This window comes from Pseudomonas sp. BGA-UO-ETr-WB11, from assembly GCF_059567785.1.
In genome coordinates this window covers 1,119,181-1,141,153 of record NZ_JCAQOS010000008.1, presented here as the reverse complement: position 1 = coordinate 1,141,153, position 21,973 = coordinate 1,119,181, and the positions used below count along the sequence as shown (strand labels likewise).

26 protein-coding genes are annotated in these 21,973 nt (G+C 61.3%); 14 read left to right on the top strand and 12 right to left on the bottom strand.

Annotated elements, in window-relative coordinates; translation table 11 throughout:
* Position 1: 1 nt before the first annotated feature.
* A complete protein-coding gene (locus AC56DI_RS18915) occupies positions 2–802 on the bottom strand; it encodes a hypothetical protein (RefSeq protein WP_496347502.1) in 801 nt (266 codons plus the stop codon).
* A 119-nt stretch (positions 803–921) separates the two neighbouring features.
* On the opposite strand from AC56DI_RS18915, the gene AC56DI_RS18910 reads away from it, so the two are divergent.
* On the top strand, positions 922–1,722 hold the full coding sequence (locus AC56DI_RS18910; RefSeq protein ID WP_496347501.1) for a SirB1 family protein: 801 nt from the start codon (positions 922–924) through the stop codon (positions 1,720–1,722).
* A 56-nt stretch (positions 1,723–1,778) separates the two neighbouring features.
* On the opposite strand, the gene AC56DI_RS18905 is transcribed toward AC56DI_RS18910, so the two are convergent.
* The 6 genes from AC56DI_RS18905 to AC56DI_RS18880 all read right to left on the bottom strand — a co-directional run bounded on the left by AC56DI_RS18905 (position 1,779) and on the right by AC56DI_RS18880 (position 6,019).
* Positions 1,779–2,690 carry an SDR family oxidoreductase gene (locus AC56DI_RS18905; protein ID WP_496347500.1) on the bottom strand — a complete coding sequence of 304 codons (912 nt, stop codon included), beginning with the start codon at positions 2,688–2,690 and terminating at the stop codon, positions 1,779–1,781.
* A gap of 116 nt (positions 2,691–2,806) precedes the next feature.
* On the bottom strand, positions 2,807–3,340 hold the full coding sequence (locus tag AC56DI_RS18900; protein ID WP_496347499.1) for a DUF1569 domain-containing protein: 534 nt from the start codon (positions 3,338–3,340) through the stop codon (positions 2,807–2,809).
* Complete coding sequence (locus AC56DI_RS18895) at positions 3,341–4,213, bottom strand: alpha/beta fold hydrolase (protein ID WP_496347498.1); 873 nt, start codon at positions 4,211–4,213, stop codon at positions 3,341–3,343.
* Positions 4,213–4,989, bottom strand: coding sequence for a class II aldolase/adducin family protein (locus AC56DI_RS18890; protein ID WP_324521055.1), 777 nt, complete (start codon positions 4,987–4,989; stop codon positions 4,213–4,215). The genes AC56DI_RS18895 and AC56DI_RS18890 overlap by 1 nt, the downstream gene beginning before the upstream one ends.
* A gap of 110 nt (positions 4,990–5,099) precedes the next feature.
* Positions 5,100–5,567 carry a cupin domain-containing protein gene (locus AC56DI_RS18885; protein ID WP_496347497.1) on the bottom strand — a complete coding sequence of 156 codons (468 nt, stop codon included), beginning with the start codon at positions 5,565–5,567 and terminating at the stop codon, positions 5,100–5,102.
* Positions 5,567–6,019, bottom strand: coding sequence for a flavodoxin (locus AC56DI_RS18880; RefSeq protein ID WP_496347496.1), 453 nt, complete (start codon positions 6,017–6,019; stop codon positions 5,567–5,569). The genes AC56DI_RS18885 and AC56DI_RS18880 overlap by 1 nt, the downstream gene beginning before the upstream one ends.
* 102 nt (positions 6,020–6,121) lie before the next feature.
* Between AC56DI_RS18880 and AC56DI_RS18875 the strand changes: the two genes are divergently transcribed.
* Both AC56DI_RS18875 and AC56DI_RS18870 read left to right on the top strand, forming a co-directional pair.
* Complete coding sequence (locus AC56DI_RS18875) at positions 6,122–6,568, top strand: PAS domain-containing protein (RefSeq protein WP_496347495.1); 447 nt, start codon at positions 6,122–6,124, stop codon at positions 6,566–6,568.
* 70 nt (positions 6,569–6,638) lie between these two features.
* Complete coding sequence (locus tag AC56DI_RS18870) at positions 6,639–7,250, top strand: hypothetical protein (protein WP_496347494.1); 612 nt, start codon at positions 6,639–6,641, stop codon at positions 7,248–7,250.
* A 70-nt stretch (positions 7,251–7,320) separates the two neighbouring features.
* On the opposite strand, the gene AC56DI_RS18865 is transcribed toward AC56DI_RS18870, so the two are convergent.
* Positions 7,321–9,099 carry an acyl-CoA dehydrogenase C-terminal domain-containing protein gene (locus tag AC56DI_RS18865; RefSeq protein WP_422587317.1) on the bottom strand — a complete coding sequence of 593 codons (1,779 nt, stop codon included), beginning with the start codon at positions 9,097–9,099 and terminating at the stop codon, positions 7,321–7,323.
* A gap of 234 nt (positions 9,100–9,333) precedes the next feature.
* Positions 9,334–10,287, bottom strand: a complete 954-nt coding sequence (locus AC56DI_RS18860) for a MerR family transcriptional regulator (RefSeq protein ID WP_496347493.1) — start codon at positions 10,285–10,287, stop codon at positions 9,334–9,336.
* A gap of 94 nt (positions 10,288–10,381) precedes the next feature.
* Here AC56DI_RS18860 and AC56DI_RS18855 point away from each other — a divergent pair, with 94 nt between their 5' ends.
* The 10 genes from AC56DI_RS18855 (at position 10,382) to AC56DI_RS18810 (ending at position 18,173) form a co-directional block, all read left to right on the top strand.
* Complete coding sequence (locus AC56DI_RS18855; RefSeq protein ID WP_496347492.1) at positions 10,382–10,801, top strand: thiol-disulfide oxidoreductase DCC family protein; 420 nt, start codon at positions 10,382–10,384, stop codon at positions 10,799–10,801.
* A 208-nt stretch (positions 10,802–11,009) separates the two neighbouring features.
* Complete coding sequence (gene folM / locus AC56DI_RS18850; protein WP_496347491.1) at positions 11,010–11,720, top strand: dihydromonapterin reductase; 711 nt, start codon at positions 11,010–11,012, stop codon at positions 11,718–11,720.
* Between the two features lie 22 nt (positions 11,721–11,742).
* A complete protein-coding gene (gene folE, locus AC56DI_RS18845; protein WP_496347490.1) occupies positions 11,743–12,306 on the top strand; it encodes a GTP cyclohydrolase I FolE in 564 nt (187 codons plus the stop codon).
* A 2-nt stretch (positions 12,307–12,308) separates the two neighbouring features.
* Positions 12,309–12,680: a dihydroneopterin triphosphate 2'-epimerase gene (gene folX / locus AC56DI_RS18840; RefSeq protein WP_496347489.1), complete on the top strand. Its 372-nt coding sequence runs from the start codon at positions 12,309–12,311 to the stop codon at positions 12,678–12,680.
* 74 nt (positions 12,681–12,754) lie between these two features.
* Positions 12,755–13,048 (top strand): DUF1244 domain-containing protein, encoded by a 294-nt coding sequence (locus tag AC56DI_RS18835; RefSeq protein ID WP_496347488.1) that lies wholly within the window; start codon positions 12,755–12,757, stop codon positions 13,046–13,048.
* On the top strand, positions 13,045–13,386 hold the full coding sequence (locus tag AC56DI_RS18830) for a HopJ type III effector protein (protein WP_496347487.1): 342 nt from the start codon (positions 13,045–13,047) through the stop codon (positions 13,384–13,386). The genes AC56DI_RS18835 and AC56DI_RS18830 overlap by 4 nt, the downstream gene beginning before the upstream one ends.
* Positions 13,387–13,528: 142 nt before the next feature.
* Entirely contained in the window at positions 13,529–14,116 is a 588-nt protein-coding gene (locus AC56DI_RS18825; RefSeq protein ID WP_496347486.1) for a putative glycolipid-binding domain-containing protein, read from the top strand.
* An 82-nt stretch (positions 14,117–14,198) separates the two neighbouring features.
* A complete protein-coding gene (locus tag AC56DI_RS18820; RefSeq protein ID WP_496347485.1) occupies positions 14,199–16,166 on the top strand; it encodes a sensor domain-containing diguanylate cyclase in 1,968 nt (655 codons plus the stop codon).
* Positions 16,167–16,208: 42 nt separating this feature from the next.
* Complete coding sequence (gene cysZ, locus AC56DI_RS18815) at positions 16,209–16,958, top strand: sulfate transporter CysZ (protein WP_496347484.1); 750 nt, start codon at positions 16,209–16,211, stop codon at positions 16,956–16,958.
* Positions 16,959–17,018: 60 nt separating this feature from the next.
* Positions 17,019–18,173, top strand: coding sequence for a glycosyltransferase (locus AC56DI_RS18810; protein WP_496347483.1), 1,155 nt, complete (start codon positions 17,019–17,021; stop codon positions 18,171–18,173).
* Between the two features lie 6 nt (positions 18,174–18,179).
* Here the strand turns inward: AC56DI_RS18810 and AC56DI_RS18805 are convergent, their stop codons facing one another.
* The 3 genes from AC56DI_RS18805 to AC56DI_RS18795 all read right to left on the bottom strand — a co-directional run bounded on the left by AC56DI_RS18805 (position 18,180) and on the right by AC56DI_RS18795 (position 20,688).
* A complete protein-coding gene (locus tag AC56DI_RS18805) occupies positions 18,180–19,139 on the bottom strand; it encodes a DegV family protein (RefSeq protein WP_496347482.1) in 960 nt (319 codons plus the stop codon).
* Between the two features lie 147 nt (positions 19,140–19,286).
* Positions 19,287–19,964: a YiaD family glycine zipper/OmpA-like lipoprotein gene (locus tag AC56DI_RS18800; RefSeq protein ID WP_496347481.1), complete on the bottom strand. Its 678-nt coding sequence runs from the start codon at positions 19,962–19,964 to the stop codon at positions 19,287–19,289.
* Between the two features lie 79 nt (positions 19,965–20,043).
* Positions 20,044–20,688 (bottom strand): MBL fold metallo-hydrolase, encoded by a 645-nt coding sequence (locus AC56DI_RS18795; RefSeq protein WP_496347480.1) that lies wholly within the window; start codon positions 20,686–20,688, stop codon positions 20,044–20,046.
* A 302-nt stretch (positions 20,689–20,990) separates the two neighbouring features.
* Between AC56DI_RS18795 and AC56DI_RS18790 the strand changes: the two genes are divergently transcribed.
* Positions 20,991–21,959 (top strand): YbgA family protein, encoded by a 969-nt coding sequence (locus AC56DI_RS18790; RefSeq protein ID WP_496347479.1) that lies wholly within the window; start codon positions 20,991–20,993, stop codon positions 21,957–21,959.
* Positions 21,960–21,973: the final 14 nt, after the last annotated feature.

Below are 21,973 nucleotides of genomic sequence, written 5' to 3'. Positions count from 1 at the left end.
ATTAGCGCGCGGCCTCGACCCGCTCGCCTGCCGTGAGGCCGGCGACGATCTTGTCGCTGTAACGCACCACGACGAAGGGCACTGATTTCTCCTTGTAGTTCAACAAGGATTTCTCGATGTAATTCCAGGTGGTAGTCACCTGTTTGAGACGCGCATTGATCAGCGGCTGACCGACAAAGCGCTGATCGAGCGCCTGCAATTGCTGACGGAACTGCGCCGCCAGCAGATCCACGCTCTGCTCAAGTTCTTGGGCGCTGTCATAGATCGCCGAGCCACCATCCAGGCTGGCTGACTCGCGCACGTAACCGGCGGCAATTCGCTGCATCAGGATCGCCTGCTCTTGCAACGGGTCGCTGGGCTGCCCCTGGCGCGCCAATTGGTCGAGCAACTTGATATAGCCAGCCGTCAGCGCACTGGCACTGATCGATAGATCGTTCTGGGTATGCAGGTCGACGTAGCCCTGGCTGATGATCTCGTTGGATTCGGCCAACTCACGCAGGCGCCGCGCTTCAGCCTGCACGCCTGCCACTTCGGCGTCCAACCCAAGGCCGGCACTCAACTCATCCATCTGTTCAACCTGCAGGGCAAAGCTGCTGGCCGCCGTATTGAGCTGCTGGGCCGCCGTGCTGGCGCCCTCCTCAATACTGAGCAGGTGAAACAGCGTCTGCAGCTGATAAGCACCCAAACGCTGGGCATTCAGATTAGCCAGCAAACCCGCGGTTTCAGCAGCCTGCACAGGCACCTGCAACAAGCCCGCGCACAGCCCCACGACCAGTACACAACGGCGAAACGGTAGATTCATCAAAGGAGCCCTCCAGGCGCGCAATAAAACTGGCGCCACGCTGTCACCCGCAACCCTGCTGCGGAACTGGACGAAGGTTAGGTCAACGACTAAAAGCTAATAAGCCTGCGGAGACCAGCATGAGCCCACGCCAAGCCTGTCTGAACTGCCTGAACCACGACACACCGGCACTGCTGGAGGCGGCGTTGTGGATGGGCGCCGAGCATGATCCACAGCTGCAACCCGCCGAGGTGCTGCAGCGCTTCAATGACCTGCAGCAGCAGGTCAGCGCCGGCCTGCCCTGCCTGCCGGCCAACGAACTGGCCCAGCCTCTGGTGCGCCGCCTGCTGGCACTGGGTTTTCACGCCGAGCTGGAGTTGCTGCCACGCCCGGACAGTGTCCTGCTGCAGCAGGTCTTGCAGCGGCGCCAGGGCCAGCCCCTGGCCTTGGCGGTGATTGCGCTGGAGTTGGCTAGACGCCTGGACATCCCGCTTACCGGAGTCAACTTCCCCGGCCATTTTCTCCTGCGGGTGCCCGGCGCCGATCACCTGCTGGACCCCGGCAGCGGCCGCCGCCTGTACCCGCGTGACTGTCGCGAACTGCTGCTGCGCAATGGCCAGCCCGGCGAGCTGCGCGCCGAGCACCTGCAGCCCTGCGACGCCACCACCCTCCTGCAATGCCTGGCGCGCACCCTGCGCCAGTTGCACCTGCACGCCGAGGATTACCTGGCCGCCCTCAAAGATGCCGAACGGGTGCTGCAACTGGGACCGCCCCAGGCCGAAGACCACCTGGCCCGTGGCGAGATCTACGATTATCTGGACTGTCCCCAGGGTGCCCGCTTCGATCTGCAGCAGGCCTTACTGCTGAGTGACGATGCCCTGCAAAACCTGCACCTTAGTCAGCGCCTACGCCAGTTGCAGCAGGGGCCCGCGCTGCATTGATGCAGAAACGAAAAGGCCGGCAATGCGCCGGCCTTTTCGTTATCTGCGAAGGAAAATCAGCCCGCATACTTCTGCAGGTTGGCCATCATTTCCTTCATCGCTTCGATGTTGTCCTTCGGATGGGCCGCGCCCTCGAAGTCGCAGATCTGCTGCCAGTGAGCCGCCACATCTTCGGCATCGAAACCGGCCTTGGGGTCGAAACCGGCACCCAGGCTACGCTCCCAGCGCACCTTACCGATCCAGCCGCCACCGACTTCGAACAGCCCAGAGGTTTCCTCACAGCCGGCGCTGCCCAGGTACACCACCAGCGGGCTGATCAGCTCGGGCTTGAGCTGCTCGAACACCTGCGGCGGGATCAGGCCTTCGGTCATGCGCGTGGCACCGGTAGGGGCAATGGCGTTGACCAGGATGTTGTTCTTGCGCCCTTCGATGGCCAGGGTGCGCGTCAGGCCATAAAGGCCGAGCTTGGCCATGCCGTAGTTGCTCTGACCGAAGTTGCCGTAGATGCCCGAGGTAGAGGCGGTGAAGATCACCCGGCCAAAATTTTGCTCGCGCAGGTGTGGCCAGGCGGCACGGGTAACCTTGTAGGCGCCCTCGACATGGACCTTGTAGACCAGCTCCCAGTCAGCGTCTTCCATCTTGTGGAAGGTCTTGTCGCGCAGGATGCCGGCGTTGTTCACCACCACATCGACACGGCCGAAGCTGTCTAGGGCGTTCTGCACGATCTTGTCGCCGTCGGTCACCGAGTCATGGTTGGCCACCGCAGTACCGCCGGCCGCACGAATTTCCTCCACCACCTTGTCGGCGGCCGAGGCATTGGCGCCTTCGCCGTGAGTGCTGCCGCCCAGGTCGTTGACCACCACTTTAGCGCCATGTTTGGCGAACAGCAGGGCATGGGCACGACCCAAGCCACCACCGGCACCGGTGACAATCACGACTTGGTCGTCAAAGCGAATGGGATTGCTCATGCATCAGGCTCCAGACAGGAAGGTTGAAGCCTGAGTGTCGGCCACTGGCGCCGTCACCACAACAACCGTGGCCGGCGCTGAATACTGGCCAATAAGGCAGCCGGATAAATCTGCAGTTACGTTGCAGGGCCCAACCGACTCAGGTGGTTGTAGAGGTGCAGCACATGGGCCTGGGCGTATTCGTCGTGGCTCAGGGCGCCGTAGGCAAAGTGCGGTTGCAGGGCACCGTTGTGGTTGGCAAAGCGGGCGAAGGCCGCCTGCAGACGCTGCAACGCCAAGGCCGGATCGGCCGGTTCAGCAATCGCCGGCGCGCCGGGAATGGCCTCGGTCAGCGGATGACGCATGGCACCACGGGCGGCAAACACGGCAAAAGCTGCCGGGCCGACGGAGTGGCGAAACCAGGCTGGCTTCAGCTGCGGGTAGCCGTCCAGGGAGAAGTCGATGCTCTGCGCACAATGGTTGAACACCTCAGCCGGGCTCCAACCGGCATGGCTTACGAGCGCTTGCTGGCTCAGTTGCAGCAGCAACGCCTGCGCCGCCTCGATGCTCAGCGCCGCCGGGACCGGGCCGCTGGGCAAGGCCCAATACCCGGCGCCGAGGGCCGCAACGCCTGTCAGACCGGTGAGTTTGAGAAAGCTGCGTCGTTGCATCTATAACCCCGCACGAAATTCCAAGTAATGCCGCAACACGGCGTCGGGCGCCTCGGTCTGCGGGTAGTGGCCGATATTCTCCAACAACACGCAGTCGGGATTCGGCACCAGTTCACGGTAGCGAGCCAGCATATGGGCGCCGGAAATCGGATCGACGCCGCCATCGATCAAGCGCAGCGGCACCTCGCCCCGCTGCATCGCCGTCAGCCAGCGCTCACGCTGCACGCGTCGCTCCGGCATATAGCGAATCAGCCGGTGCATAACGGCCGGGCCGTTATTGGTCGCAATCAGTTGCCAGAAGTCGTCCAGCTCGGCGCTGCTGGGTTGGGTCTGCGGGCCGAACACCTTGGCGAAGTTGGCGGCCAGGGTGCGGCGATTGAACAGACGCCCAAACAGGCCACCCAAGGGGCTGAGCAACAACTTTTGCACCAGCACCGGGTGGTGGGTTTCTGGGAACAGTCCACCGTTGAGAAACACACAACTGGCCAGGCGCAGTCGCTGCTGATAATGCCGCGCCAGCAGCTCCTGGGCGACGCTGTCGCCGTAGTCATGGGCCAGCACATGCAAGGGCGCGCTGATGGCCAGATGGGCGAGCAGCGCCTGCTGCAGGTCTGCTTGTTCGAGCAGGCTGTAGGCATGTCCGCACGGTTTGGCCGAGTCGCCAAACCCGAGCATGTCGCAGGCAATCACCTGATAACGCTCGGCCAACGGCGCCCACAGGTAGTGCCAGTCCCAGGCGGCGGTCGGGAAGCCATGGATCAGCAGCAGCGGCGCGCCCCGCCCGGCCGTCCAGTAGCGAATCGTGTGGCCATTGAAGACAAAATTGCGGCCCTGACCGCGCCAATCCGCCAGGGCAATGCCGGGCAACGGCATCAGCTGTCGTAGCCTGGATTCTGCTGATCGAGTTTGCGCAGCAGTGCTGGCCACGGCAGCGCCCCGCCCATGCCCACCGGGCTGCGCATTACGCCACTGATCATCGCCCGCGCACCATCGAGAATGGTTTGTGGAATCTGCACCAGCTCGCCGCCACCGCTTTGCGCCATGACCTGGATTTCACAGGTGCGCTGGAAGATAAACATCATCAGGAAGGCATCGGCGATGCTGCCGGCGCAGGTCATCAAACCGTGGTTACGCAGCAGCATGAAATTGGTATTGCCCAGATCGGCCTGCAGACGGGCTTTCTCTTCGTGGTTCAGCGCTACCCCTTCGTAGTCGTGATGGGACAGGCTGGCCAACACAAACAGCGACTGCTGTGACAGCGGCAGGATGCCGGCTTTCTGCGCGGCCACCGCCACACCGGCGGCGGTGTGGGTGTGCAGCACGCAGTTCACGTCGTGACGCACTTCATGCACGGCGCTGTGGATGGTGTAGCCAGCCGGATTGATCTCGAACGGGCTGTCCATCTGCTTGGTGCCGGCCAGGTCGACCTTGATCAGGCTGGAAGCGGTGATTTCATGAAACATCAGGCCGTAAGGGTTGATCAGGAAGTCATCAGTGCCCGGCACCTTGGCGGAAATATGGGTGAAGATCAGATCATCCCAGCCATGCAGGGCGATCAGCCGATAACAGGCGGCCAGGTCGACACGGGCCTGCCATTCGGCGGCGCTGACTTGGGTTTTGACGCTGACAGTGGCGGCTGGAGCATTCATGCGGATCACCTCGCGGGTTGTGGGAGCCTGCAAGCAGGACGTGCAAGGAGTCTAGCGAGAGAATCTGCCGCAGCTAGTCGCCTTGGCAGCCAGCGGACTGACCCAGCGAGTCACACCAACTCGGGGTACTGGCCGGCGAGCAACGGCCAGTCGCGCAGCACCTGAGGCTCATCCGCCAGCAAGGCAAAGCCGGCAAACTCGAAGCCCGGCGCCAGGCTACAACCCACCAGGCTGAAATTGCCCTGGGACCGCGCGGCCTGCCAGGCCTGGGCGCGCACCAGCCGTTGCGGCAGCACCTGCGCCGCCACCGGGCCAAGCAGTTGCGGCTCGATAGCCGCCGGGCTGTCGGCAATCAGCAGTTCCAGCGGCGCACCTTCATAGAAATGCCAGAGCTCGTCGGCATCCACCCGGTGCCAGCGGCTAACCTGCCCGGCCGGTAACAGAAAGACGATCGCCGACGCCAGCAAGCGCCCACTCGGCAGGCACTCGCTCGACTCGTACAGGCGACGGTAATAGCCGCCCTCGGGGTGGGCCTGCAGTTGCAGCAGGTCGATCAGCTCGACGGCGCGCGGGTGCATCAGCCCTGCAGCGCCTGAATCAGCTCGGCCAGCCAAGGCTCGGCATCAGCTTCCGGGCTGGCGGTTTCGCTGGCATCCAGGCGCAGCATCGGCAGCACCTCGCGAATACCCAGCTCGGCGTACAACTCACGAACCATTTCACCGCCGCCGCAAAAGGTGTCGCCATAGCTGGAGTCACCCAGGGCCAGCACCGCACCCGGCAAACCATGCCAGGCCGGCAGATGATCGCGGATGGCGTAATACAGCGGCTGCAGGTTGTCGGGCAACTCACCCATGCCAGTGGTCGAGGTCACCACCAGAAACGCCTCGGGGGCAAAGGCCTGCACGTCGGCCAGCTGCGCCCGCGGCTGGTGCCAAGCCTCAAGACCTGCCGCCACCAACAATTGCTGGGCGTGGTGGGCCACTTCTTCGGCGGTGCCGTAGACCGACCCGGAAAGAATCGCAACTTTCATCAATGCTCCTGAAACATACGGAAATCCTCGGGTATTATGCCGCAAGTAGACAGCCCCTCCCGATGTTTTAGAATGCCTCCAACCTGCATTGCGGATACTTCCATGATCAACGCCAAACTGCTGCAAATGGTGATCAACGCCTCGAATGACGGCATCGTTGTGGCCGAGCAAGAAGGTGAGGACAACATCCTCATCTATGCCAACCCGGCATTCGAGCGCCTGACCGGCTACCAGGCGCAAGACATCCTCTATCAGGATTGCCGCTTCCTGCAGGCCGGCGACCGCCAGCAAGAGGGCCTCGATGCCATTCGCGACGCAGTGATCCACAACCGTCCGTGCAGGCAGATCATCCGCAACTACCGCAAGGACGGCAGCCTGTTCTGGAACGAGCTGTCGATCACCCCGGTCTTCAACGAAGCCGACCAGCTGACCTATTACATTGGCATCCAGAAAGATGCCACCGCCCAGGTCGAAGCGAACCAGCGCGTCAGTGAACTGGAACAGGAAGTCGCCAGCCTGCGTGCCGAGCTGGCCAGCCTGAAAGGCTGAACCTAAGGCCCGGTGATAGGTCTGATAGTTGCATATCACTCTTTAATGCAACGTGTGCCAGGCCCCTGCAATGTCGAAGAAACCCCTGCTCAGCCGTGATGAACTGGACTATATCCAGCAAATTCTTGGCTATTCACTAACCAGCAACATCCTCCCGGTGCAAACGTTTCGGGTAGATGGCGGCTCAGCGGCCAATGGCATCCTGGCCGGGCTTGGCCGCAATGCCGAACTGCACCTGGAAGCCCAGTTTGGCGACCAGTGCCTGCGCTTTCCCCTGCAACTGGTCGAAGACGACTTCCATGCGCTGCACCTGGAACTCGGCGCGCCAGGCATTTATCAGCAGGGTGAAGTACAACGTCCCTGGCGCCTGACCTTGGCGCAACCCATGCCCTTGCTGCACGCAAATGGCCAGGCCAGCGACCTGCGCATTCACGAAATATCGCCGGCCGGTGTGTTGGTTGAGTCCAGCGAAACGTCCGCACCAGCAGACTTCGACTTGTGGTTACCGTTGCCCGAACAGGAACCAATCGCCCTGCATGGCAGCCGAGTACGTCGCACCGCCAATCAGTTGACTGCCTTCCGCTTGGACATGCTGCCCAGCAAGCAAAGCGAACGCCTGCGCCACTTCATCTTCCAGCAGCACCGCCTGCAACATCCGCAACTGCAGCAACAGCGCGCGTGAAACAGGCAAAAAAAATCCGCTAGCCAAAGGTGTGGAAGCTAGCGGATTGCGCAGCAGTTAAGAGGGTTTATCAGGCCGCGAATTCATCGTCGCTGAAGGCCATCAGGCTGGCCTTGCCGGCCAACACTTCCGCCAGCAGACCATCGGTTTCAGTCAGCACACGGGCGACATAGAAGTCCGCCGATTTCAACTTGGCGCCATAGAAAGCGGTTTCGCTGCTACCCGCCGCCAGTTGTTCGGTAGCCACCTGAGCCATCCGCGACCAGAACCAGGCCAGGCTGGTCAGGGCGAACAGGCGCAGATACGGCGTGGCAGCTGCACCGGCTTGCTCGGCGTCCTTCATGCCTTCGCTGGCAATCCACAGCGTGGCTTTCTGCAGTTGCTGCAGCGCTTTACCCACAGCGGCCGCATGGGGCGCCTGGGGATTGGCCTGCAACCAGCCATTGAGCAGGGCGAAGTAACTGCGCACCGCACGGCCACCACCCAGGGCCAGCTTGCGCCCCACCAGATCCAGCCCTTGAATACCGTTGGTGCCTTCATAAATCCGCGTAATGCGCGCATCGCGCACCAGTTGCTCGATGCCCCAGTCCTGGGTGTAACCAGAGCCACCGAGCACCTGCAAACCATCGTTGGCGCAGTTGAAGCCTTCATCGGTCAGGAACGACTTGACCACCGGGGTGAGCAATTGCACCAAGTCATCGGCCTGCTCACGCACTTGAGCATCCGGGTGGCTGTGCGCCACATCTAGGTGCAGACCAGTGAAGTAGGCCAGCGCACGGCAGCCTTCGATCATCACTTTTTGGCGCAACAGGTTGCGCCGCACATCGGGGTGTACAAGGATCGAGTCGGCGGGTTTTTCCGGCGACTTCGGGCCCAGCAGGGAGCGGCTTTGCAGGCGCTCCTTAGCAAACCCCAGGCTGATCTGGTAAGCGCTCTCAGCAATCCCCAAGCCCTGCATACCGACCATCAGGCGCGCCGAGTTCATCATGGTGAACATGCACTTCAGGCCCTTGTTGGCCTCACCGATCAACCAGCCCTGGGCGCCTTCAAAGTTCATCACACAGGTGGCAGACCCCTTGATGCCCATCTTGTGTTCCAGCCCACCGCAGAACGCCGGGTTGCGGCTGCCATCGGCCAGGAATTTGGGCACCAGAAACAGGGAGATACCCTTCACGCTATCGGGCGCATCGGGCAGTTTGGCCAGCACCAGATGGAGGATGTTATCGACCATGTCGTGCTCGCCGCCGGTGATCCAGATCTTGGTACCGGTCACGGCATAGCTGCCGTCAGCCTGAGGCACGGCGCGGGTGCGAATCAGACCCAGGTCGGTGCCGCACTGGGGCTCGGTCAGGCACATGGTGCCGGTCCACTCGCCGCTGATCAGCTTCGCCAGGTACTGGTCCTGCAACTCGCGGCTGCCGTGCTCGGTCAATGCATTGATGGCGCCATGGGTGAGGCCCGGATACATGCCCAAGGACAGGTTGGCCGAGCAGATCATCTCCTCAACCAGCATGTTCAGCACATGGGGCAAGCCCTGACCGCCGAACTCGGGGCTGCAGGCCAACGCCGTCCAGCCGCCTTCGGCAAACTGCTTGTACGCCTGCTTGAAGCCCTGAGGCACGGTTACCGCCTTGGTCTGCGGGTCGTACTGACAGCCTTGCTGGTCGCCTGGGCCATTCAGCGGAGCGAGAACGTTTTCGGCCAGCTTGGCTGCTTCTTCCAGGATTGCGTCAGCCAGATCACTGCTGAACTCGCCCTGATCCGGCAAGCCTTGCAGCACGTTGGAGGCATCAAGCACCTCATCAAAGACAAAGCGCATGTCACGTAGGGGAGCACGGTATGCAGGCATGGGAAACTCCTGAAGCTGTACAGAAAATTTATTTGTACAGATTTTGTATAGGTAAAAAACCCTGTTGGCAAGTTTTTATTCCTGCCACGAACAGCACAACCTACCCACCAATGCCGTAAATCAAAGGCCAAACAAAACCCAGGCGTACGCCTGCCGGACTCGGCAAACGAGCAGACAGAAGAAAATGAGGTAAAAGCAGAAATGCAGGCGAGGCGCCAAACGGCGCCGCTGGACTCAGGTGTCCATGTGCCCATTGAGCAGTTGCAGCAGGCGCCGCGACAGGCTGCGAGCATCATTGCCCAGGCAGGCGATAGGCGAGCCGGCCAGTTGCTCGCTGGCCAGATCGGCGGCTTCGCCGGCCAAGGCCAGAGGACAGTCGACGGTGAGGGCCAGGCGCTCCAGTTGACGGGCGAAATCAGCGGCCGGCGGATGATTGGAGAACAGCACCAGCAACTGCGGCTGGATTTTTTCGCAGACCAGCGTCAGCTCCTCCAGCGGCTGGCCGAGCGGCAACACCGTAAGCGTCACCTCGGCATGACTCAGGACAACGCCAGCCACCAGTAACTCAAGCTCGTGGCACTGCCCCGGCAACGCAGCCAGCAGCACGCGCTCGCTGCTGCCCGAACGCGCCAACTGCAGGCGCTGCAAGGCACGACCACGCAGGAAGCTATCAAGGAACAACCATTCACTGGTCTGGCCAAACTCACGCTGACGCTGCAGCAATTGCTGCCACAGCGGCATCAGGATGTCTTGAAACACCACAGGCAATGAATAGCTAGAGAAGATCTGACCGAACACCTGCTCCAGGCGTCCCTCATCGAAGTTGCGCAGCGCCCCCTGAACCTGCTGCTGCCACTCGCCCCACTCACCCAGCAGCGCATCTGCCGGCGCCGGCTCAGCCACCGCACGCTGAGTCTCGCTGCGCTGGAGGATCTTGCTGACCTTGCTGACCGCCACTCCACGCTCAAGCCAGGACAGAATGCTGCGCACCGCATCGATGTTGGCCTGCGAATACAAGCGATGACCGCTGTCGGTACGGGTCGGCTGAATCAGCCCATAACGCCGTTCCCACGCCCGCAGCGTGACTGGATTGACCCCGGTCAGGCGTGACACTTCACGGATAGGGAACAGCTCTTCCTGAGTCAGGGCCGCTGTGGCAAGGGCTGAAGCAGCAGCAAGTTCGGTCATGGTGGACATCGCTCAGGGGTCGTGGCCGGCATTGTACAACTTGGGAGCAAGCGCATACATTGTACAAGACCTATACAAAAAGGACAGCGCCATCATGCAACCCCACTGGCCATTAACGCTTTACCACGATGGCGACTGCCCGTTGTGCGCTCGGGAGATTGCCTGGCTTAAACGCAACGCCGACCCCACCAGGCTGCAACTGACCGACATCAGTAGCGCCGACTTTGACCCTGCCGCCCTCGGCTGCAGCCTGACGCAGCTACAAAACCTGCTGCACGGACGCTTTGCCGACGGCCACTGGGTCACCGGACTGGATGCCACCTACTGGAGCTGGACTGCCGCCGGCCACTCCTGGCTGGCCAGGCCTGTGGGCTGGCGCTGGTTGCGCCCCACGCTGGACGGCATGTACCGGCTGTTCTGCCGGCTGCGTCCAGGCCTGACCTGGCTGCCCCACCCAGAAGGCGCCCGCCGCTGCCAGGACGGCGCATGCAAGGCCGATAAAAAGCAGACATAAGCTATACAAAAACAGATTGATCGTACAATAAAGCACCACCTTCAAAAGCAGCAAAAGCCTTACAAGCCCAGTATTTACGCCACAACTGGCGGCCTGACAGGCTTGCCCACACAGCATGCATGGTTGTACAAAATCAAGCTTTGGTATAGGTTTATCCGTAACCGGACATAAGACATCCGACCAATTCAAGTCGCACCACAGGACCACCATGGGCCAGTCATCCGCACCGATTCTGCTTACTGGAGCCAGCCAACGCATAGGCCTGCACTGTGCATTGCGCCTGCTCGATGATGGCCATCCGGTGATTGTCAGTTACCGCAGCGAGCGACCAGGCCTGGACCAACTGCGTGAGCGCGGTGCAGTTACATTGCATGCCGATTTCGCCAGCGAAGCCGGGATCATGGCGTTTATCGAGACTTTGCATGTGCACACCGACAGCCTGCGCGCCATCGTCCACAACGCCTCGCAATGGTTGAGCGAAACGCCGGGGCAGGAAGCGGCGGTGTTTCAGCAACTGTTCAACGTGCACATGCTCGCGCCCTACCTGATCAATCTGCACTGCGCAGAACGGCTACAGCGCTCGACGCCAGCCGACATCATTCATATCAGCGACGACGTGACCCGCAAGGGCAGCAGCCAACACCTGGCCTACAGCGCCAGCAAGGCCGGCCTGGATAACCTGACCCTGTCGTTTGCCGCCCGTTTCGCCCCGCACATCAAGGTCAATGGCATTGCCCCGGCCCTGGTGTTGTTCAACCCCGATGATCAACCGCAGTACCGCGCCAAAGCCCTGGCCAAATCGGCCCTGGGTATCGAGCCCGGCGCCGAGGTGATCTACCAGAGCCTGCGCTATCTGCTCGACAACCCATACGTAACCGGCACCACCCTGACCGTTAATGGCGGTCGACACCTCAAGTAAGGTGCGCGCCGAGGAGAACCTGATGAACCCACTACTGATGCCCAACCATTACCGCGAAATCCTCCTTGGCCTGGGCGAAAACCCTGAGCGCGAAGGCTTGCTGGACACGCCAAAACGCGCCGCCAAAGCCATGCAGTACCTCTGCCACGGCTATCAGCAAAACCTCGATGAAATCGTCAACGGCGCCCTGTTCGCCTCTGACAATGACGAGATGGTGATCGTCAAGAACATTGAGCTGTACTCGCTGTGCGAACACCACTTGCTGCCGTTTATCGGCAAGGCCCACGTGGCGTACATCCCGACCGGCAAGGTGCTGGGTTTATCCAAGGTGGCGCGCATCGTCGACATGTATGCACGGCGCCTACAGATCCAGGAAAACCTCACCCGGCAGATTGCCGAGGCCATTCAGCAGGTCACCGATGCCGCCGGCGTGGCCGTGGTCATCGAGGCTCAGCACATGTGCATGATGATGCGCGGGGTAGAGAAGCAGAACTCGTCGATGAACACTTCGGTGATGCTCGGCGCCTTCCGCGAATCCTGTAATACTCGGATGGAATTTCTGCAACTGATCGGACGGAGCAACTGAACATGCCAAGACTGGAGCCAGGCATGGCGCGTATCCGGGTCAAAGACCTGAGCGTACGCACCTTTATCGGCATCAAGGAGGACGAGATCCTCAACAAGCAGGACGTGCTGATCAACCTGACCATTCTCTACCCGGCCAACGATGCAGTGGAGGGCAATGATATCGACCATGCCCTTAACTACCGCACCATCACCAAAGCCATCATCCAGCACGTCGAGGGCAATCGCTTTGCCCTGCTGGAGCGCTTGACTCAAGAGTTGCTGGACTTGGTCATGGCCCACCCGGCAGTGCGCTACGCCGAAGTGGAAGTCGACAAGCCCCACGCCCTGCGCTTTGCTCAATCGGTGTCCATCACCCTCGCCGGCCACCGCTAACAGGCCGATTGCCGGCGGCGCGCGAGACTTCTATCATCCGCGCCTGCCGACCACTGCCAATCAAGAGCCCCGCCATGACCGAGCAAGAACGCCTGGAACTCGACGCCGCCGCCTTTCGCCAACTGGTGCAACATCTGCGTTCGCGCCCGGATGTGCAGAATATCGAATTGATGAACCTGGCCGGTTTCTGCCGCAACTGCCTGTCCAAATGGTTCAAGGCCGCGGCTGACGATCTCAGCATCGACGTGTCTGTTGAACAGGCTCGCGAAGAGATTTACGGCATGCCCTACAGCGAGTGGAAGAACAAATACCAGAAGGAAGCCAGCGCCGAGCAGCAGGCCACCTTTGCCAAGGTGCACAAGCCATGAGCGCCCTGAGCACCTTCCGCCAGCAACTGCGCAGCGGCCAGCACCTGTTCAGCCAGACCCTGGCGTTTATCGCCGAGCACTACCAATACAGCCCGAGCAGCTTCACGAACGGCAGCGTCGAAAATGCCGCCGGACAGAATGAAGGCTCCTGCAAAACCCTCAGCCTGGCCCTGCTGGAAGGCTTCAGCGTTGAAGAGGCCTTGCTGGCCTTCGGCGAACATTACCGCGACGTGCTGGCCACCCCGGACGGCAGCGATCACGGCAATATCCGCGCCCTGCAGACCCAAGGTCTGGCCGGCGTACGCTTCAGCCAAGCCGCGTTGCAGCGCAACGCCTGAATCTGGCATCCATGGCCAATAACTGCGCAACTGTCGGCAAAGGCTGACAGACGCGCCTTTGGAAACTCCCTATCCTGAGCCCTGAAACGCCCTGGTTATCGCCTGGCAAAGAGCTCACCGCGCAGGACAAGGAGTCGCACGGATGCAACACAACCTGGTTTGGAAACCCTGGCACACCCCCGGCGTCGAAAGCCTGCGCCTGGATCGCGACAACAATGGCATCAATGCCAGCAGTCACCTGATCCAGAACCTCAAAGGCCATAGCATCGCCGCCACCTACGTACTCACCTGCGATCCACGCTGGCGCTTCCGCCGCCTGTGGCTGAAGGTCGATAACCACGGTCCGCAAAGCCTCACCTTGCAGCGCGACATCCGCGGCCGCTGGTTCCTTGACGGCCAACTACGCCCTGACCTGGGTGAATGCCAGCACGTGATGTTCTCCTCCTCGCCCTTCACCCACACCCCTGCCCTGCAACGCTGTGCGCTGGAAATCGGGCAAAGCGAGCAACTGCAGGTGGCGCACATCGACCTGCTGAGTTTGCGAGTCGAAGCCCGCAGCCAGCGCTACCAGTGCTTGCGTCAGTCCGCCAATCAGTCCACCTACCGCTGCGAAGCTGAAGGCAAGCCCAGCCACGAGTTGACTGTCGACCGCGACGCCCTGCTGATGAAGGCCAGCGAACAGTTCATCCGTCTGAGCGCTCACAATCTGTCGCTGAATACCTGGGTATAAGCCTGCAACACCTTATGCCGGCGGTGGCACAGTTGAGTCTTGCTATAATGGCCTGACCCACGCCCCCAACGAAGCCGACGGCATGACCTTACGCAAACGCTTGTTCTGGTTATTCGTACCGCTCCTGCTGCTGACCCTGCTCAGCGCCTTCTGGCTATCCGAACGCATCCTCCTAAGCCGCTTTGACCATCAGGACCGCGCCTTACTGCTCAATGACGCCGAGCGGCTTCGCAGCGCCCTGAACTATATGCTGAAAAACAATCTCGACCTGGTCAGCACCTATTCCAGCTGGGATGACAGCTACGAATTCATGCTGGGAAACCGGCCTGACTTTGCCCGCAGCAATCTCGATGAACAGTCCCTGGCACTGCTCAACTTCGACTTCATGGTGTTCCTAGACAACCAACAACAGGTGGTTACCGAGCAATGGCTGCCGCCGGACCTGAGTGAAATGCTCAGCAGCAACGAGCAGCGTCCAACCAACTACGACAGCCTGCGCCAAGCCGTCCTGAAACTGGGCCGCCGCCTGATCCAGCTAGACCAAGCCAGCCCCGGGGTATCAGGCCGCGGGCAACTGTTGCTGGTGCAAGGCACCCCTCTGCTCCTGGTGGTAAGCCCGATCAGTAATAACCAGAGCACCGCCCCCCCGGCTGGCAACATCGTGGCCGGACACTTTCTCGACCGCCAGCGTTTCAAGAGTTTGCAACAACTGGTAGACGGCGACCTACGGTTGGCCGATAGCCCACTCAATACCTCGCAATGGCTGCCACTGCCGATCCAGCCAGACAGTCTCAGCAGGCTGTCCATCAGCCCCCGCGACCTGCAGGAGAATCGCCAGCAAGTTGAGCTGCTTCTGGCCAACGACCTCAAGGAACCCTCCTTAACCCTGCACATCGACAAAGACCGCCGCCTCTTTCAGGAAGGCCGACAAGCCATCTGGTTTTTTCTGATGCAAGCCGTGGCCGTTGGCGCAGGGGCCACTGTGATGATTTACCTGTGCCTGGAGTTCTGGATCCTGCGCCGCTTGCAATATATCCACCGTGAAGTGGCCAAAGTAGGCCCGGAAAACCCACTACCGCGCCTGGAAGACAGCCGCAACGATGAGTTGGGGCAACTGGCCAATGCCCTCAATTTGATGTTCGAACGCTTTATGCAAAGCGAGTCCCGTGATCAGCTGATTCTCGACTCGATCAACGACGGCTTCTTCGAGCTGGACCTCCACGGCAAGATCACCACCCTCAACCGAGCCCTGGAGCAGATGCTCGGCTACAGCCGCGCCGAAATGCTTGGCCGCTCGTACAAAGAAGCCCTGGCCGAAGAGGACATCCCTCGCGCCCGCTCGCTGGTCGAGCGCGTGCTGCAAAACAGCTCAGACAACCAGTTTGCCGCGCCCTTCAAGCGTCGCGACGGCAGTGTTGGTCACTTCGAAACCCGCCTGACCCTGTTCCATGACCGCCAGGGTCAGATTGCCGGCTGCCGCGGCATCCTGCGCGACACCAGTGAGCAGATGGCCTACCAGAACAAACTGATCGACATGGCCTATCGCGACCCACTCACGGGCCTGGGCAACCGCAAAGCCTTCAGCGAAGAGTTGCAACGCAGCCTCGACCTGATGCTGCGTCAAGAGCGCTCTCTGGCACTGCTGTACATCGACCTCGACCGCTTCAAGCAGGTCAACGACCAATACGGCCACGACATTGGCGACGCCCTGCTGATCTCCATCGCCCAACGCCTGCAAAGCAGCTTGCGCCAACCCGACCACGTCTATCGCCTGGGCGGCGACGAGTTCACCGTGCTGCTCACTGACGCCGACCCCGAGTCCGCCATGAAACTCGCCGAGCGCTTGCTCAGAAGCCTGGGACAGCCCTTTATTGATGACCGCCTGGTGATTGATTTTGTTACGCCAAGTATCGGCATCGCCCTGTTCCCGCAGCATGCCAAACAAGCCGAAAGCCTGATCAAGGCCGCCGATATCGCCATGTATGAAGCCAAACAGCAACGCAATCGCGCCTGCCTGTACACCCCGCCCGAGCTTTCCACTCCGACGTAAAGCCGTTAAGGTCGCCCGCATCACAACCTCGGAAAGCCTCCCATGTCCGTTCCCGCACTCTCTGGCTCGCAGTACCTCAGCGCTGGGCTGAAGCTGGTACTTAGCCCCGGCCTGCGCCTCTTCGTGCTACTGCCCCTGACCATCAACCTGATCCTCTTCGTCGCCTTGATCGGTTTCGCTGTGCGCCAGTTCAGCGGCTGGCTCGACAGCCTCATGGGCAGCCTGCCAGGCTGGCTGAGCTTTCTCGACTTCCTGCTCTGGCCGCTGTTCGTCGTGCTGCTCCTGCTGATGGTGTTCTTCACCTTCACCCTGCTGGCCAACATCATTGCCGCGCCCTTCAACGGCTTTCTCGCGGAAAAGGTCGAGGTGGTGGTACGCGGTGAGGACACCTTCCCGCCGTTCAGCTGGAACGAGCTATTGGCCATGGTGCCGCGCACCCTCAAGCGTGAACTGCGCAAGCTCAGCTACTTCCTACCGCGCGCCATCGGCCTGTTGATCCTCTCGCTGATTCCCGGCCTGAACCTGATCGCCACACCGCTGTGGCTGCTGTTCGGCGTATGGATGATGGCCGTGCAATATATCGACTACCCCTGCGACAACAACAAGGTCAGCTGGGACGACATGCTCGCCTGGCTACGGGCCAAGCGCTGGCAGAGCCTGGGGTTTGGCGGCATCACCTATGTGGCGCTGCTGATTCCCTTCGTCAACATCCTGATGATGCCCGCCGCCGTGGCCGGTGCCACACTGTTCTGGGTGCGTGAAGACGGCGCCTCAAGCCTGGTGAAAACCTAGCGAGCAGCGTCTCTGGCAAACACCGTCACGGTTTCGCCACGCCAGTGTCACAGTTGCTACATGGTGACAGTCGAGACTGTCACCATGAACACAGCCCCCCTATTAATCGCCCTGATCAGCGAAACTGTCCTTCCCGTCGTCAACGACCTGCCCCAGAGCCTGGCCCACCTGTGCGCCGGCCTGAATGCCCGCGGTCACCACTTGCAACTGGTACGCCCACGCCAGGCAGACGATCAAGGTCGCCACAGTGATGAGCGCCTGCTGCTAACCCGCGGCTGGCCGCTGCCCGGCTTACCAGGCTGGCAATGGGGCGTGTCCATGCAGGCCAAATTGTTGCGCCACTGGCAACGCCGGCGCCCTGACGTGCTGTACATCGCCAGCCCCGGCCCACTCGGTCTTGCGGCCTTGCGCGTGGGCACACGGCTGAACATTCCCGTTGTCAGCAGCCTGACCAGCCCCACGGACAGCTTCCCCCCCAGTCACTTGCTGGCGCCCTTCAACCGCCTGCTTCAGCACTACTTGCGCTGGTTTCACAACCGCGCCCAGCTCACGCTAGTGCCCACCAGTAACCAGCTGCATGCGTTGCAACGTAACGGCTTTGCCCACTTGCAATTGCTAACCGACGGCGTCGACAGCCTGCTGTTCCACCCGCGTCAACGCAGGCAGGCATTACGCAGTGACTGGGGCCTGGGCGAGGCCGATGTTGCCGTGCTCTGTCGCGCACCGAACAACGACCAGCAGCTCAAACTGCTGCAGCGCAGCTGGCAGGCACTCAACACTCGTTACCCACGGCGCCGCATGCGCCTGGTCGTCCTCAACGCCAACGCCGCCATGGCCGCACAGCTGCCCGACGCCTACTTGAGTGAGGCCGCCCACGGGGTAAACCTGGCCAGCCATTACGCCTCAGGGGATGTGTTTTTGCTGGTCGATGATGACGACCGCTTACTGCTGGAAACCCTGGCGTCCGGCCTGGGCGTGGTCGCCTTTGACCAGGGCGCCGCCGCCCAACACCTGCGTCATGGCCATAACGGTGTTTTGGCCATGAGCGAAGACCCTGACAGTTTCAGCGCGGCGGCGGTGTGGCTGCTGGAAGAACCCGAAACCCTGCGCAGAATCCGCCTCAATGCCCGCCAGCACGCCAGCCGGCAAAGCTGGGCGAGCATCAGTCAACGCCTCGAAACCCACCTGTGCAATGCCTGCCAACGCCAACCATAAACCCGCTTAGGCAAATGCCTTGGGCGCAGCCGCGTAGGCCAGGCTGAGGGCTCCGCGACCTATGTTGATCGCCCCGGTAGCACTCAGCATTGCCAGGTGCAAAGCCACCCCGCGCGCCTGACACACCTGCTCCAATTCGGCAAAGCCAGGCAAGTCTCGCACTACCGACAAGTCGCCGGCATAACTCAGGCACAGGTGTGGCGCCAACAATTCAGCGGCCTCCACCCGCCCGACAGCATGCGCAAACAACTTTTGCGCCGCCTTGTCGAAACTCGGTGCCAGCGCCACCGGTTTATCGTCGCCGCTTTGGATGCTGAGCACCGGTTTCACATCGAGCAACGAACCCAAGCCCAACGCCGCACCTCGCACTTTATCGAGCAAGCCGCTGCGATCGCCCTTCTGAAACCCCCGCTGGCGCAGATGAGCAAGGTCGTCAGCGACAATAAAGGTGCACGTCTGCAGGGCCAATTGTTCCAGGCGCACACGCACGGCATTCGGGTGCGCACCGTCGGCAATCAGACGCATGCCCTCGGCCGCCAGCACTGCCACGCCGGCGAAGACACTTTTGCTGTCGATCACCCGCATGGCGAACGGCCCACTCAAGCCAGCCTCGGCGCGGCGCGCCCGGTAATGCTGCAACAGGCCAAAGGAGGCCTGGGTAGCATGCTCGAAGATCTGGCTGCGCTGGCTGGCCACCGTCAGGCACAGCAGATAGTCGAACTCATTCACCAGCTCATCCAGCAACCATTGCTGCAGCTCTGCCACCGGCAACGACTCGCTGTGATCAAGGGCACCTACACTCGACAATTGCTGCTGATAGAACACCTGAGTGGCCTGCGCCTCGCGCTGATCAATCAGCCGCTGCTCCCCCACTCGCAGCACGATGGGCAACACCCGCACACCGTGCGCGCGCAGCCACTCCTCAGGTAAATCGCAGGTTGCATCGACTACCAGACCTACACGCATAACCCGCTCCCCGGCCGCTGTGACGGCGCTTTTTGTGATGCGCAGCACTGTGCCTGCTGCACTGGGGCACGTCAGCCCAACCGATTACGGGTTTATCCAGGCAATAAAAAGCCCGCCAAATGGCGGGCTCCTGTACAGCGCAGCCACTTACTGCTGCGGCTGGCCCGGCAAAGGTCGCAAGTTGACCTCGACGCGGCGGTTCTGCGCGCGGCCATCGGCGGTGGCATTGCTGGCAATCGGCTGATCCGGGCCGGCGCCACGGGTCGACAGACGTGTGCCATCCACACCCTGGGCGGTCAGATACGTAGCCACGCTCTGCGCCCGGCGCTGCGACAGGTCCATGTTGTACTGGCGACTGCCGGTGCTGTCGGTAAAGCCGACGATTTCAATGCTGTTCTGATTGAACTGCTTGAACGAACTGGCGAGGTTGTTCAGCGGCGCATAGAAGTTGCTGACAATTTCAGACGAGTCAGTGGCGAACGTGATGTTGCCCGGCATGATCAGTTTGATCTGGTCGCCCTGGCGCTGCACTTCCACACCCGTGCCTTGCATGCTCTGGCGTAGCTCGGCTTCCTGCTTGTCCGCGTAATAGCCATAGCCGGCGCCACTGGCACCACCGATGGCTGCGCCAATCAACGCCCCCTTGCCGCGATTGTCATGACTGATCAAGGCGCCAGCCGCCGCACCTGCCAACGCCCCAAGGCCACCGTATTTGGCGGTCTTGTTACTGCTCGGCGGCTGATTGTCATAGGGATTCTGCGACGCGCAACCCGCCAGCAAAACGGCGGTGCTGGCAGCAATCAACAGGCGACTGGGCTTAAACATCAATGCAACTCCTCAACGTAGGGGTCAGCCATCATCGGCCGTGCGAATTAGAGCACAAGCGCCCGGGAAAATTCCGCGTTCAGGCACGCACATACGGATTGCTGCGCATCTCGTCGCCTAGGCGGGTATCCGGGCCGTGGCCAGTGACCACCGTGGCGTCTTCATCCAGGGTGTACAGGCGCTGTTTGATCGAGCGCTCAATGGTCGAGTAATCGCCGCCCCACAAATCGGTACGACCAATACCGCCACGGAACAAGGTATCGCCGGCGATCAGCAACTTGGCCTCGGGAAACCAGAAGCTCATTGAACCTGGCGTATGCCCCGGCGTGTGCAACGCCACGCCACAGCCGCAATCCAGCGCCTGATCATCGCTCAGCCACTGATCCGGCGCCGGCACCGGCGTGTAGGGCACGCCGAACATACCGCACTGCATCTCCAGGTTGTCCCAGAGGAACTGATCATCCTTATGCAGGTGCAGGGTCGCCCCCGTGCGCTCCTTCATCTGCCCGGAGGCGAGGAAGTGATCCAGGTGAGCATGGGTGTGAATGATGCTCACCACCTTGAGGCCATGGGCATCCAGGCGCGCCATGATCAACTCGGGGTTACCACCTGGATCGACCACGATGGCCTTCTTGGTAACAGGGTCGCCAATGATGGTGCAGTTGCACTGCAAAGGTCCAACGGGGAAGGTTTCGCGGATTAGAGCGGGTTTGGCGGCGTCCATGGGGGTTCCTGCAAGGTAAGTGACACGGATCGGGCGCACCAAGCGGAGTCCGATCACGCCTTCGACAAGCCGCTTGGGCCTGCACACAGGCGACTAACCTTAAAGCGTGAGGCCAGCGCCCGCACTTTTCAACCACAAGCGCCCGTCCGGCGGCGCTCACTGCCCCGACCGCCTGAGCGATGGCAAAGCCTAGCAATACAATACCTGTACAATCTATTTGCGACTGTACAACAATATGCCTATCATCTACCCAAGGCCGCAATGCAGATTCCTGCGTTCGACATCCTGCTTAGAGGTGTGCCATGACTGCTACCAAACCAGCAACCGAGACCCTCAAACTGGGCATCAGCGCCTGTCTGTTGGGCAACGAAGTGCGCTACAACGGCGGTCACAAGCAGTCGAACCTGTGCAGTCGGGTACTTAGCGAACACTTTGAGTTCATTCCGGTGTGCCCGGAGGTGGCCATCGGCCTGGGTACGCCGCGCGAACCGATTCGCCTGATTGGCGACCCGGCAGCTCCCCGTGCGGTCGGTACCATTCACCGCGAGATTGACGTAACCGACGCGCTGGCCGCCTACGGCGAACGCATGGCTGGCGAATTGCAGGGCATCTGCGGCTACATCTTTATGCAGCAATCGCCGTCTTGCGGGATGGAACGGGTCAAGCTTTACCAGGCCAACGGTGCGCCTACCCCAGGCGGCAGCCACGGGATTTTTGCTAAGGCATTTTGTGCCCGCCACCCGGACTTGCCGGTAGAGGAAGACGGCCGCCTCAACGACCCAGTACTGCGTGAGAACTTCCTTACCCGCGTGTATGCCTACGCGCGCTGGCAGGAGCTGCTGCGCAGCGGCCTGACCCGGCAGAGCCTGCTCGACTTCCACTCGCGCTATAAATACCAGCTGCTGGCCACCAACCCGCTTCAGTACAAAGCCCTCGGCCAACTGCTGGGCAACCTTAGCCAGTACGACCTCGGTGAGCTGGCGCCGCGCTACTTCAGCGCACTGATGGCGGCCTTGAAGAAGTGCGCCACCCGCGGCACCCACAGCAATGTCCTGCAGCACATTAGCGGCTACCTTAAACAGGCCCTGAGCCGCGAAGACAAAGCCGAGATGAACCAACTAATCAGCCAGTACCGCAACGGTATCGTGCCGCTGGTGGTGCCGTTGACCTTGCTCAAGCACCACTTCCGCCGTCATCCAGACCACTACATCGAGCGCCAGGTTTACCTGCAACCACACCCGGAAGTGCTGAGCCTGCGTAACGCCATATGAACCATTACACCCTG